Origin of the sequence: Streptomyces sp. NPDC101118 (assembly GCF_044759445.1) — a bacterium.
In the GTDB taxonomy this organism is placed as follows: domain Bacteria; phylum Actinomycetota; class Actinomycetes; order Streptomycetales; family Streptomycetaceae; genus Streptomyces.
This window is the reverse complement of record NZ_JBIVZG010000002.1, coordinates 592656-606383: the sequence shown is the minus strand read 5'-3', so window position 1 is coordinate 606383 and position 13728 is coordinate 592656. Positions and strand designations below refer to the sequence as shown.

Here is a 13728-nt window from a genome sequence, read left to right as displayed (position 1 = left end):
CGCGAACGGTTTTGGGTGACGGCGGCAACGACGGGGCCGCGGGCCGTTCCGGCGCCCGGCTCGCAGGCCCGGCCGGCACCGCGTGGGGGCGGTGCCGGCCGGGTGGTCGGGGTGGGTCAGCGCTTGGGGCAGGCGGCCTGGGTGACCTTGCCGGCCTTGCCGCCGGTCGTCGCGGGGTCCAGGGTCAGGCACTTGCCGGTCCACTGGTTGACGAAGTAGTAGCCGTGCGACTTGCCGTTGCCGTCGATGTTGGTCGGCATGACCTCCCAGAGCTGGGTGGCCGACGACCAGCGGGTCTCGCACGGCCACCAGAACAGCTGCGTGCCGTCGCCGGGCGGGGTGCCGAGGTTCCACGGGATGGTGAGGCAGTAGCCGTTGTTCGCCTTGATCCAGTAGTAGCCCTTGCCGTCGTAGTTCGGCTTGGTGGCCGTCCACTGGTGGCTGCTGGGCGCGGGGTTCGCGCAGGCCCGCTGCGTGACCAGGCCGCCGGAGCCGTCGGGGAACTCGTCACCGCGGACCATGCACCGGTTGCTGTCGTAGGTGCTGACGTACTGCTTGGAGTCGCTGACGGTCCACACCGCCGGGTGCGGCTCGAAGACGTAGTTGTCGCGGTTGAGCTGCTCGACCACGGACAGCGGGGTGTGGCCCGAGTTGTCGGAGTCCTGGTAGTGGTCCACCGCGACGAAGTTCGGGTTGCGGCCCGCGGCGGGCCGGCACGACTTCTCGATGCGGCTCTTGAGCTGGGACCCGTTGTCGATCTTGGCGTAGGCCGCCGGGTCGAGGTTGTCGGAGCTGAACTGGTTCATGGTGAACAGCGGGGTGAGGCCGGACGTTCCCGGCATCGGGTTCTGGTTGAGCGGCCTGCTCTGGCCGCGCGGCTCGCAGCCGTACGGCTGGCCCTGGCCGTAGCTGTACCGGTTCTCCACGGTGTGGGTCCAGGTGTTCATCAGGGTGCCCTTGCCGACGGCGAGGTCGCCCCAGCTGTCCTGGAAGATCACGAGGCGCTGGTTGTCCGCGACCATGTCGCGCAGCCGCGGCCAGTTGTTGGTGTTGATGCCGTAGTTGTTCTGGTTGAAGAGCAGACCGCCGGCGCCCTTGGCGTCCAGCATGTCGGTGATCGTCTTGCTGAGGGTCTGCTGGCTGGCGTAGTTCTCCAGGAAGACCGTCACCACTTCCTGCTGGTTCTTCTGCAGGAAGTTCACGATGGTCAGGAGCGCGGACTTGAAGTCCTCGTAGCACAGGGCGGTACCGCCGTGGCACAGCGCGACGGGCCCGGTGCCCTTGGGGTCGTACGTGTCGAGCATCAGGCCGCGCACGCCGTTGTCGAGCTGCTCCTTGATGCTGTGCGACTGGTTGGGCGGAACGGGGAACTGGCTCCAGTCGTCGGCGTAGGAGTTGTGCGTGGTCACCCACGACCACTGGTGGTAGCGGGAGTTCCCGTACTTGCTGCCCGCCGCCATCGCGCCCGTGGGCGCCGTGAGCATCGAGGCGAGGACGAGGAGCGGGATCACCGGCACGGCGAGCAGTCGCAGCACGCGGGCCCGGTGGCCGGCACCCGGACGGGGCGCGGCACCACTGGTTCTCATGTGAATTCCCCTGGTCGGTCGAAGGCGGTCGCCGGCGTCCGCGGTCGCGGTTGCGCTGCGGCTGCGGCTGCGGCTGCGGCTGCGGACACGAAGCGGTACGGAGGCGACCGGATGTCTGGCAGTTCCCCCGAGTCCGGCGCGGGACCGCCCGCGGAGCGTGGCGGAGCGGCGGAGCCGCGACGGACCGGCCCGGAAGGGGGCTGGTCGGGCCCCCGTCCGGGTCGCCAACAGCCAACCGCCCGGCGGCGGAGGCGGACCAGGCGGTTCCACCGGTGGAAGTACGGTCCGGCATACTTCTGCCGGAAGGATTCGGCGGACCGGCCGGTCCGTGCGGCACCGGGGGACACAGCAGGCATGGGGACGGACACACCGGCCACCGGCGGGTTCGGCGAGCGCCTGCTGCGCCTGCGTACCGCCGCCGGGTTGAGCCAGGAGGCGCTGGCGCACGCCGCAGGGGTGAGCGTGCGGGCCCTGTCGGACATGGAGCGCGGCCGGTCCCGGGGGCCGCAGCGGCGCACCGTGGAGGCCCTCGCCGCGGCGCTGGAACTGGACGCGACAGGCGCCGAGGAGCTGGAGCGGGCTGCCAGCCTGGGGCGGCCGCGCTCGCGGCGGACTGCCGGACGGCCCTCGGCCGGGGCGGCCGACCGTGCCCGCCCGGAGACGGGGGCCACGAACGACGGCGTTCGGGCGTGCGCACCGCAGCCGGAGCCGGCCGGTCACCACCCGCTCGCCCTGCCCCGCGACCTCGCCGACTTCACCGCCCGGGGCCCCGCCCTGGCCAGGCTGACCGCCCTGGCCGAGCGGCCCGAACCCGGCCACCCGCCGGTGGCCGTGATCAGTGGCCAGCCGGGGCTGGGCAAGACCGCCTTCGCCGTGCACGCCGCCCACGCCCTCGCACCGCACTTCCCGGACGGGCAGTTCCACGTCGACCTGCGCGGCATGGACCCCCGGCCGACCCTGCCCCGCGACGCGCTCGCCCGGCTGCTGCACGCGCTCGGCGTCGCCGCCGGCGCGGTACCCGCCGCCACCGGGGACCGCAGCGGCCTGCTCCGGTCCGTCCTGCGCGACAAGCGCGTCTTACTCCTGCTGGACAACGCGAGCGACGAGGAGCAGGTACGCCCTCTGCTGCCCGGGCAGGGCTCCTCGCTCACCGTGGTCACCAGCCGCCAGGCCCTGGCCGGCCTCGAGGCGGTGCACCGCACCGAACTCGGCCTGCTGCGCCGCGAGGAGGCCGTGGAGCTGCTCACGCGCATCGTCGGCCCCGAGCGGGTCGGACACGAGGGCCAGGCGGCCCGCGACCTCGCCGAGCTCTGCGGCCACCTCCCCCTGGCCGTGCGGATCGCCGGGCAGCGCCTCGCCGCCCGGCCCGGCGAACGGATCGCCAAGCTCGTCGACCAGCTGGCCGAACAGGGCGGCCGGCTGGACACGCTGCGGGCCGGCTCGCTGGAGGTCCGGGCCGCCTTCGCGCTGTCCTACCGGCAGCTGAGCCCGCAGGCCCGCACCGTCTTCCGGCGCTCCTGCCTCGCCGCCGGGCCCGACTTCAGCCCCGAGACGGCCGCCCTGCTCGCCGGCCTCCCCCGCCGCCAGGCCGCCCGCTGTGCCCAGGACCTGACCGACGCCGGGCTGCTCCAGCCGCACCCCACGGCGGACCGCTACCGCTACCACGACCTGCTGGCCCTGTACGCCGCCGAGCAGTTGGCCGAGGAGGACGGGCCCGAGGAGATCGCCGCCGCCGAGGACCGGGCCGCCCGCTGGGTCCTGCGCCGGGCCACGGCCGCCGCGCTGCACTTCGACGCCGACCACCCGCCCGTGCCCCGGACCGCCGCCGACGGCGACCCCGACCCGGCCACCGCGCCCACCGGCCCGGACCGGGCCCACACCTGGCTGGAGAACGAACGGGCCCAGTGGCTCGAAGCCCTCCGCCGGGCCCAGGCGGCCGGCGACCACCGACGGGTGGTCGACGCGGCGGAGGCGATGCACTGGTTCTCCGACCGGACCATGCACTGGGAGCTGTGGGCGGAGGTGTTCCGGCGCGGCGCCGACTCGGCCCGCGCCCTGGGCAGCCGGCGTGAGGAGGCCGTCCAGCTGAACTACCTCGCCTGGGCCTACAACGTGTGCCTCTACGACCACGCCGCCGCGCTCACCACGGCCCGGGCCGCCCTCGACGTGGCCCGCGAGACCGGCGACGAGGTCCAGGTGGGCTGGGCCATGGGCTACGCGGCCGGGGCCCTGAACCGGCTGGGCCGGACGGACGAGGCCATCGAGGAGTTCCGGCGGGCGGCCGACCACCTCGCCGTCCAGTCCTGCGCCCAGAGCCGCCTGGCCGAGCTCACCGCCCTCAACCTGCTGGGCCAGCTGCTGCGTCAGGCCGGCCGCGCCGCCGAGGCGCTGGCCATCCACCGGAGGAGCGAGGCCCGCTGCCGGGCCGGCGTGCCGCGCAAGCCGCAGGAGGTGATCGGCCTGTACCTCGCCGCGAGCCGCCAGCACATCGGCAACGACCTGGCCGCGCTGGGACGGTGGCAGGAGGCGGAAGCACCGCTGTCCTACGCGCTCGCGCACTTCGAGCGGGCCAGGATGCCCGCCTGGAGCGAAGCCGCCCGGCTCGACCTCGGCATCGTCCTGCGCCACCTCGGCCGCCGCGACGAGGCCCGCGCAACGCTGACGGCCGCCCACGAGGCCCTCGTACGCCTCAACAACCCCCGGCAGCTCGAAGCCGCCGCCGAACTCCACGTCCTGGACACGGCGCACCGGTCGGCCTGAGGGTGGCGGCACGGCTCGCGTCGGCCACCCGGACGCGGCTCCGTGAGCCGCACTGGTGATCCGTCTCGGTACCTGCCCGCGGCGCCCCGGGCGCCGCACCCGCGTGTGAGCAGCCTCACGCGGCACGACGCGGGGGGGGCGTCAGCGGCGGTGGATCACTGCGCTGCCCGACGACTTGTCGTGCATGCCGCGGCGGTCCTTGCTGAGGTTGATCGCGGAGACGTTGGCGACGCACAGCACCGGGATGCCGGTGACCACCAGGTTCGTCAGGTGACGGGCGACGGCCGCGCCGTAGCCGAGGCGCGCGCCGGTCTCGAAGTGCACCACCTCGAGGCGCAGGGCGCGCTTGCCCGGGGTCGCGCCCCAGCGCGAGACGCTCAGCGGGGAGTAGAGGAGGAAGAAGGCCGCGACCCAGAGGGCGGCGGTGGTGCGCCAGATCACACCGGCGTCTCCGTCGGCGACGCCGGCGGCCGTGAGGATCCGGTCGAGACCGACGAGCGGAACGAGGATGACCGCGACGGCGACGACCAGGTCGATGGCGGTGGCGGCGCAGCGCGGCAGCAGGCCCGCGGGAGAGCCCGGACGGGCACCCGAAGCCGTCTGGAACCGGCCGAGGTCGCCACCGGAGGCCATGGAGTCGAACATGTCGTTCCTTCTTTCGTGCATCGGGGAGGGATCCTACATTCCGTTTGTACGGAGAGTTGTGCGGCGGGTGGTGCCGCGGGGGCCGCCGTGATCACGAGGTGAATTCCCGTGACCACGGCGGCGTGATCATTTCCTGGGACCGGTCAGGCGTTGACGGTCAATCCCGAATGATCATTTTCCGGAGCGGCCGGTCAGTCGTGCTTGGTCAGGCCGTCCGTCCACTCCCAGAACCCCCATTCGTCCAATTGCTCGTCGGCCATGGTTCCCAGCTCGCCGCCGACCCAGGCGCCACCCGCGGCGCCCGCCGGTACGCAGATCCAGGCCAGGGGTCCGCAGGCGAGGCCCGCTTCCGCTCCGATGGCGGCGCCCGCCGAGGTCAGACCGCCCTTGAGGAGGGCCTTTCCGCCGGCGGTGATCAGGTCCTCGCCCTCCATGAGCTCCTCGATGAAGGCACCCACGGTCTCCAGTCCGCCGGACACCTTTCCGGTCGCCTTGAACCACTTGGTGTCGGCGGCCGTCGAGACCCATTTCGCGGCCCGGGAACTCTCCATGAACGCGGTGCCGCGGTCACCGATCCGCTTCAGCGTCGGATTGCCGGACTTCTGCATTTCCTTGAAGTTCTTCCGCGCGTCGGCGAAGACCTCCAGGGTTGCCATGGTCGGCGTGACGTACTTGTTCAGCTGCTCGATGGTCGCGCTGACGTCCTGCAGACCGGCGTTCCAGGCCACGGCACGCGCCGCGTCCCGGGCGCCGAGGGTCTCGATGTAGGAATCGGCGAAGACACCGCCGCTTTCCTTCACCTCTTCCTCGTAGCGGTAGCCGTATCCGACGACCTCCGTGCCCATGTTCGTGCATTCGTACATTCCGCTCGCGCATTCCTCGAGCTGATGTCCGTCCGCCTCGATCCGGCTGACCGGGTTGCCGCCCGTGAAGGCGTACCGGTTGTTGGTGTACGGGTCGGTGCCCAGGCGCGTGTCCGCCAGCGCTCCGTTGTACATGTCCCGGGTGGTGAAGCGGTTCAGTCCCGGGCTGTAGTCGCGGAAGCCCATGTCGTACGTGCCGGAGCCGGAGTCCCAGCGCTTGGAGTTGAAGCGGTAGGGGTTGTACGCCTCCTTGGTCGGGTCGGCCACGTCCGGCTTGTCGATGCCGGTGAACTCCGCGGTGTCGTCGGCGCCGTAGGCCGTGTAGCCGTAGGTCGCCTTGGTGTCACCGCTGTTGTCGGTGAGCGTCTCGACGTCCTTGTGGCCGTTGTAGCCGTAGTAGCCGTTCTCGGTCGTGCCGTCGGAGTTGTGCTTGACCTGCGACAGGCGCTCGCCCCACGGGCTGTACTGGTACGACTTCGTCAGCTGGCCGGCGACCTTCTCGTCCAGGACCTCCTGCGAGAGGCCGAGGTACGCGAAGTCCGTCGTCTTGCCGTCCGCCGTCTTGGAGGCGGTGCGGTCCAGCGGGTCGTACGTGTACTTGGTGGACTTCAGGGCACCCTGCGCGTCCATCTTCTGCGCGTCGACCACGTGGTCGAACCCGTCGTAGACGTTGCGCTGGATGACCTGGCCCGCGCTGGTCACCGAGTCCAGCCGGCCGAACGGGTCGTAGTCGTAGCCGGCGGTCTGGCCGCCGATCGACGCGCTCAGCAGCCGGTTGCGGTCGTAGGTGAACGTCGTCGAGGTGCCCTTGACCGTCTGGCTGACGACGTTGGCGTTGTCGTCGTGCACGTAGGTCTCCGTGCCCGCGCCCGTTCCCGTCTTCACCGACTGCGCGAGCCGGTTCACCGGGTCGTAGGTGTAGTCGGTCGTCGAGGAGAGGTACGCCGCGTGGTTGTCGGCGTTCATCTTCTGGGCGACGTCCTGCGCCTTGTTGCCGTTGGCGTCGTAGGCGTAGGTGTGGGAGGAGACGAGCGTCCCGGACCCCTTCTTCTCGGTGGACGACTTCAGCGAGCCGTTGAGGTGGTAGACGTAGTCGACCGTGTTGCCGTTGGCCTTGGTCTCCTTCAGCTTCTGGCCGCGGTCGGTGTACGTGTACGAGGTGACCTTGGGCGACGCGTCGCCCGCCGTCTTGCCGACCGACACCGTCTGCACCAGTGACCGCAGGTCGTAGGTGTACCGGGAGAACTGGTCGGGGTGGGTGACCGTCTCCGGCTGGCCGTTGGCGTCGTAGGTGTAGCTGGTGGCCTTCTTCTCCTGGCCGGCCAGCGACTCGGAGACCTTCTGGATCTGGTTGAGGCCCGTGTACGTCATGGCGTATGCGTCGATCTTCGCCCCGGAGGACGTGTCGTCGATCGACGTCAGGTTGCCGTTGACGTCGTAGCCGTAGGTGAAGGTCTTCTTCTCGGCGTCGGTCTCACCGGTGGTGTCCCGGACCAGCTTGACGCCGTCGGCGACCACGGCGCCGCCGGTGTTCTGCTCCAGCTTCAGCCTGGTCGCCTCGCCGAGCTTCAGCGCGTACGAGCCGAGGCTGACCCAGGTGCCGGCGCCGGTGGCCTGGCTCTTGGTCACCGCGGGCTCGGTGGTGGTGCCGTGGGTGAGGGTGTACTTGGCCGTGGTGGCGGCGCCCGCCACCTGCGGGTACTGGACGTACGCGGTGTACGTGCCGTCCTTCGGGACGTTCAGCGTCCAGGTGAACGCGTCGGTGCCGGTGCCCGCGGCGTGGACCTGGTGGTCGTAGCCGTGCTGGCCGGTGAGGGACCCCTTCGTCCAGGTGCCCGTCGAGGTGGTGTTCTGGGTGTCGGAGTTGTCGACGACCACCACGGACCGGCCCGCCGGCACACCGTCGTCGGACTTCGACTTCAGCTTGCCGTCCGGGTAGTACGACCACGTCATGGTGCGGTCCGAGGACCCGCCGGCCGAGGTGAGCGTGCGGTTGGTCTGCCTCCCGAGCTCGTTGTAGTCGTAGGTGGTGGAGAGGGACCAGGGGTCCGTGGAGGACTTGGTCCAGCCGTTGTCGAAGTAGCTGTACGTGGTGTCGTTGCGGACCGTCTGGCCCACCGACGGCGGCAGGGAGGTCTTGACGACCCGGCCCGCCGCGTCGTAGTCCGTCCGCGTGTACACGTCCGCCTTGTTGAAGCGGGCGTCGTTGGGGTCGTACGGCTGGTACTGCTTGACCGGGCGGTTCAGCGCGTCGTACTCGGTGCGCTCGGCGAAGTCGTCGACGGTGGCCGTCTCCGTGCCCCGGGGGGTGATCACCTTGGTGGTGTTGCCGGCCTGGTCGTACTCGTACTTCGTGGTGCGGACGGTCGTACCGGAGTACGGCACCCGGACTTCGGTCTGCCGGCCGCGCTCGTCGTAGACGACGGTCGTGGTGTTGTTCTCCGCGTCCGTGGCCGAGACGAGCAGGCCGTCCTTGTCGTAGGACTTCCGGGTCGTCTTGCCCGCCGCGTCCGTGACCGCCGTCATGCGGTGGTTCAGGTCGTAGGCGATCACGGACCGGTAGTCGTCCGGGGTGGCGGTGGCGTTCTGCTTCGGGTCGACGGTCTTGACCAGGTTGCCGACGCCGTCGTACGTGTAGCCGACCTTCTCGCCCACCGCGTTGACCACGGAGGTGAGCTGGTAGATCTCGTCGTAGTTGTGCGTGGTGACGTAGTCGGTCGCGTCGGAGGTGGTGAGCGTGCCCTTCGGCTCGGTCGTCGTCCTGAGGTTGCCGACCTTGTCGTAGGTGTAGCTCGACCGGCGCTCGGCCGATGCCGGGGTGTCCTTCGGGGCGGTGGCCGAGGTGACCTGGTCCGCCGCGTCGTACACCGCGGTGGACACCGCGCCGCCGGGGCCGGTGGAGGTGGTGACGTTGTCGTTGGCGTCGTAGACCGGCGCCGGCGTCGTGATCAGAACGCCCGCGTTCTGGTCCTTCGGCACGGTGGCGACCAGCGGACGGCCGAACGTGTCGTACGTCTGCGTGCTCTTCTTGCCGAGCGGGTCCGTGACCTCGGTGACCTGGCCTCGCGCGTCGTAGACGTACGTGGTCGCCTTGGTGAGGGCGTCGGTGATCGTCGCCGGGTAGCCCGCCGGGCCGAAGCCGCTGTAGGTGGTCGGGTTGCCGTTGGCGTCGGTCGCCTTGGTCAGCCGGCCGTAGGAGTCGTACTCGTACGAGGTGGTGTAGTCCCCGGCGGTCGGCGTCGCGACGCCCTTGGGGTCGGTGACCGTCTTCAGGTTGCCGAAGGTGTCATAGCCGAACTGCCACCTGCGGCCCTCCGCGGAGGTCTTGGCGAACAGGTCGGCCGAGTAGCCGTCCAGCCGCGTCTGGTACTCGTACTTCACCGAGTTCGCCGGATAGGTGCCCGGCGCGCAGTCGCCCGCCGGAGGGACCCCGGCCTTGTTGTTCTCGGCGTCGCGCTGCCAGAGCGGGTAGCCGGTCTTCTGGTCGTAGCAGTACGCGGTCTTCGCGCCGTTGGCCTCCTCCAGGTACGTGACGTTGTTGTCCGCGTCCCAGCTCATCTTCGTGGTCTGGGACTTGGCGTTCGTCGCCTGGACCGGACGGAAGTAGTCGTCCGTGACCTGGGTCGTGACCCTGCTCTCGGCGTCGGTGACCGCGGTGTCGGTGAACTTGGTGTTGCCCGCGTTCACGGAGTACGCGAAGCCGGTGGTGCCGTTCAGACGGTCGGTGATCGTCTTGGTCCACCAGTGGTACTTCGGGTCGTCACCGGCCTGCGGGGCGTAGTAGGCGAGCTGCGTGCCGTTGCCGCGCGGGTCGGTGGCCCTCACCAGCTTGACGTTCTTGTTCCCCTGCGTGGCGTCGTAGGTGAACTTGAAGTCCTTGGGCTGGGCGGAGCCGACACCGTCGGTGAACCGGCCGAGCAGGCCCTCCGCCGTGTAGTAGAACGAGATCTTGCGGCCCGAGACGTCCGTCACGGACTTCACGTGGTCGTAGATCTTGGAGTTGTTGAGGTTGGTGCCGGAGACCTTGTTGCCGGAGGCGTCGATGTACTCGTAGGTCGCGTCCTGCTTGAGGTAGTACTCGACGGTCAGCGACTGCCGGCCGGCCGGGTCGGTGACGTACTTGAGGTAGCGGGCGGGCTTGCCGCCGTTCTTGTGCTCCTCGTAGGTGTACGTCTGGGTGTTGCCGTTCTTCTCGACCAGCGACGTCAGGTGACCGTCGCAGCCGAACAGGAACCGCGTGCCGTCGGGGCGCGTGAGCGTCCAGGCGTCCGGGACCGGGTCCTTGGTCGGCTGGCAGTCCAGGCCGGCCTTGGCGGTCAGCTTGAAGTGCACGCCGGCGGGCGCCTTCCACGAGCTCGTGGCGGAGTCCCAGCGGAACACGTGGGTGGTGCCGTCACCGTCCGGGAGGCGGATCTCGGTCGGGTTGGGCTTGGGGTGGAACTCCAGCGGCGCGCCGAGCCGCAGCGGCCCTGCGAGCTGGCCGGACCAGCCGGCGCCCAGGACGCTGTCGCTGGTGTCGAGGGAGTTGTACGAGAACCGGGCGAAGGTGTTGACGCCACGGCCCGGGTTGCTGAAGGCGTCGTAGGACCAGACGCTGTTGCCGGAGGCCAGGTTGTTCATGACCGTCGAGCCGGCACCGGTGTTCTTGCCGGTGTAGGAGTAGAACTTCTCGAGGCCCAGGGTGTTGGAGGTGGGGTCCTCGACGGTGACGTTCTGCTTCAGCGGGGCGATGGCCGGGGCGCCGGCGGAGAGCCAGCTGCCGTCGGAGATCCTGCGGATGTCCCAGCCGAGCACGTAGTCGAGGCGCTTGTTGCCCTCGTCGGAGTTGATCGGCGTCTTGACCTGTGCCTGGACGGTGGCGGACTTGCCCGGCAGGAGGGCCGGGACGGCCGTCTTCAGCTGGTTGCCGCCGGTGGTGACGTCCGTGCCGTCGGGCAGCTTCCAGGTGTAGGTCAGCTCGCGCTCGCCGGCGGCCCAGGCGGTGCTGGTGGTGTTGGTGACCGTGAACTCGACCGTGTACTGCGAGTTCGGCGTCATGCGGGCCGGCGTGGTCGGCGCGTAGTACGTGTCCTCGGTGGTCGAGTCGACGTAGATGACCTGCATGTAGGGACGCAGCTGCGGGTCCGAGGCCTCGGACGACAGGAAGAGCGTGCGCTCCTGCGGGCCGGTGGTGGTCTCGTCCTTCAGCTTGACCAGGACGCCCTTGTTGGTGGTGGGGGTCTTGACCCAGCCCTGCATCAGGCCGGTCGCGTCCCACCAGTGGCGGCCGACCTCGTCGGTGATCTGCGGGACGGTGTCGGAGACGGTCGCGGAGAAGTCACCGCCCGCGGTGGTCCACGGGGTGGTGGAGGTGGCGTTGTTCCACGTCGCCTGCGTCTCGGTGAAGTCGCGCGTCAGCGAGTGCAGCTCGTAGATCGCGCCGTTGGTCGTGCTCGTCGTCTCGGCGCCCCACATGTACATCTTGTTCTCCAGCACCGTGGCGGTGGTGGGGATGTCCGTGGTGGGGAACTTGACGACCGCGCGGGTCTTTCCGTACGTACCGGAGTTGTTGCCGACGCTGAGCCAGGTCTGTCCGATGTTGAAGGACTTCAGGCCGTCGTGGTTGGTGGTCGGCAGCAGGGAGGAGAGCGTGGTGTCGGTCTGGCCCGCCTGGATGATCTTCATCGTCCGGCCGGCCTTCGGGATGCCCACGATCCGCGTCGGTGACCCGAGGACCTGTCCGCCCTTGGTCTTGACCGCCAGCTGGTAGTAGTACGACTTCCCGATCTCGCTGGGGCTGGAGTCGGGGGTCGGGACGGCCGTGGTGTCGGTGTACGTGGTGGCCGTGGGGGCGATCGGGGCGATCAGCGTCGCGGCGGAGGGCGTGAAGACCTGCTGCGTGGAGCGGTGCAGCTGGTACTCCACGATGTCCAGGCCGGTGTCACCGGTGAGGTTGGAGTACGCCGCCCAGGACAGCTCAGGGCCCGTCGAGTGGACGACGGTCGGCGAGTTCAGCGTGGTGCCGACCTGGCCGTAGGTGACCGTCAGCCGGGGGTACGTGGAGGTCTCGCCGCCGTAGGTGTTGCCGTCGGCGGCCTCGTAGCGCGGGCCGCCGGTCAGGGCGGTGCCCGACTCGTCCGCGGCCTTGAGCACGAAGCCGTGGTTGGTCGCCGTGCCGGAGACCCACTTCTGGACGGTGTCGGTCACCGGGAAGTCGTGCCACTGGTTGTAGGCGCCGACGGGCTTGGCGATCTGCGCCGGGTCCACCAGACGGACCGAGTCGGCGAGGGCGCGCGTGGTGGCGCTGCCGGTGTCGCCGAGGACGATCTTGCCGGCGTTGCCCTTGGCGAAGCTCAGCTCCGCCGCGTCCAGGGTCTTCCAGACTCCGCCGGAGCCGGTCTGGTTGACCGTGTAGTTCTTCGTGCCGCCGTTGTGGGTGACGGTGTACGGGGCGGCCGTGGCCGCGTCGGCCGCGGCCGGGTAGTGCACGTCCACCCGGTACGTCGCGGTCCGGGGGACCTGCGGCTGCCAGGTGTAGGTCTCGCCCGTGAGCGCGTTCTTGTTGTACGCGTAGTCGTCGTTGGTCGCCGCGCCGCCCGTGGTGGAGCCGGTGGGCCACTCGCCGACGGCCGCGGTGCCCGCGTCGCCCTCGTCCAGCTGGACGGTGGTGCCGGACAGCTCGCCGACCAGCGCGTTGGTGTTGGTCCAGGTCGCGGTGGTCTCGTCCCAGGCACCGGTGGCGCGGTGCGCCTCGATGGTGACGGCGTTGCCGTTGGTGGTGTGCGACTGGTCGTAGTACAGGCTCAGGTCCGCGGCGTCGATCTTGACGTTCGCCGGGATCTCGGTGAGCGGGAACTTGATCAGGGAGCGGGCGATGCCGGTGTCGGTCTTGCCGGCCGACAGCTTCCAGGTGTTGTTGAAGTTCACCGCCGCCTGGTCGGACAGGACCATGGTGTCCTGCGAGGAGGAGGCGATGGGCGTCACGCTGATCGTCGGGTCGATGACGACCGGGTACTGACGTTCCTTGGCGGCGAGCCATCCTGCGTCGGGCGTGACCGTCAGCTTCCAGCCCGTGCCGTCGGCGTCCCGGGTCAGCTTCTGGGTGACCGCGGTGCTGTACGTACCGCCCGTGACGGACTGCGGGTCCTTCCTGGCGTCCGTCATGTACGGGGCCGGGATCACCATCACGGGGGTGTTCGGGGCCTCGCCGTAGAAGGCGACGGAGCCGTCCTTGCGCGCCTGCGGCGTCAGGCCCTCGGCCTTCAGGGTGAAGGTGAACGAGACCGGCCCGGCGGGACGCTCGTTGAGGACGATGTCCTCCTTCACCTCGCCCTGGCCGACGCGGTAGGACAGGTCGGCGCCCGCCACCGCGTCACGGTAGACGACCTTGTCGCCCTTCGCCTCGGGCTTGAGCGCGCCGGCTCCGGGGAGGCCGAGGGTCAGCGCGCGGCCGTCCTCCGCCTCGAAGCGCATCAGCTTGCGGGCGTCCGAGCCGAACCAGCTCTTGCCGGTGTTCGCGGTGCTGGCGAAGGCGAAGCCCTCGTCCTGGGTCGCCCGGACCGTGGTGTCGATCGGCTTCCAGGAACCCCCGGACCGGTACGACGTGGGGACGGCCGTCAGCTCCGCCTCGATCCGGCCGTCCGACAGCTGCCAGAAGCGGGACTGCGCGGTGCGGCGCTCGGTCAGCTCCTTGACGCGCTTGGCCGCGGGGAGCTTCTCGCCCTTCGGGAGCTTCTCCCGGCTGGGTATCGCGAGCTTCCCGCCGACCGGGGGCTCCGGCCGGTCGTCATCGTCGTCGGAGAACCATCCGGCGATGGTGTCCACGATGCCCTTGTCGTCGCCCGCGGGGGTGTCCGCCGGCGTCGCGGCGTAGGCGACGCCGGGCAGCATGCTGC

At 70.2% G+C, this 13728-nt stretch carries 4 protein-coding genes; 1 reads left to right on the top strand and 3 read right to left on the bottom strand.

Translation table 11 applies throughout. The annotated features are described in order from the left end of the window. Positions 1-116: 116 nt before the first annotated feature. The gene (locus ACIQUQ_RS05730) at positions 117-1586 is read right to left on the bottom strand and encodes a phosphatidylinositol-specific phospholipase C domain-containing protein (protein ID WP_403971679.1); all 1470 of its coding nucleotides are present in this window, start codon (positions 1584-1586) and stop codon (positions 117-119) included. A gap of 354 nt (positions 1587-1940) precedes the next feature. On the opposite strand from ACIQUQ_RS05730, the gene ACIQUQ_RS05725 reads away from it, so the two are divergent. Continuing rightward, complete coding sequence (locus tag ACIQUQ_RS05725) at positions 1941-4346, top strand: ATP-binding protein (protein WP_403971677.1); 2406 nt, start codon at positions 1941-1943, stop codon at positions 4344-4346. A 141-nt stretch (positions 4347-4487) separates the two neighbouring features. Here the strand turns inward: ACIQUQ_RS05725 and ACIQUQ_RS05720 are convergent, their stop codons facing one another. Together ACIQUQ_RS05720 and ACIQUQ_RS05715 are read right to left on the bottom strand one after the other, a co-directional pair. Beyond that, complete coding sequence (locus ACIQUQ_RS05720; RefSeq protein ID WP_403971675.1) at positions 4488-5012, bottom strand: RDD family protein; 525 nt, start codon at positions 5010-5012, stop codon at positions 4488-4490. A 170-nt stretch (positions 5013-5182) separates the two neighbouring features. Continuing rightward, on the bottom strand, positions 5183-13723 hold the full coding sequence (locus ACIQUQ_RS05715) for a DNRLRE domain-containing protein (RefSeq protein ID WP_403971810.1): 8541 nt from the start codon (positions 13721-13723) through the stop codon (positions 5183-5185). Positions 13724-13728: the final 5 nt, after the last annotated feature.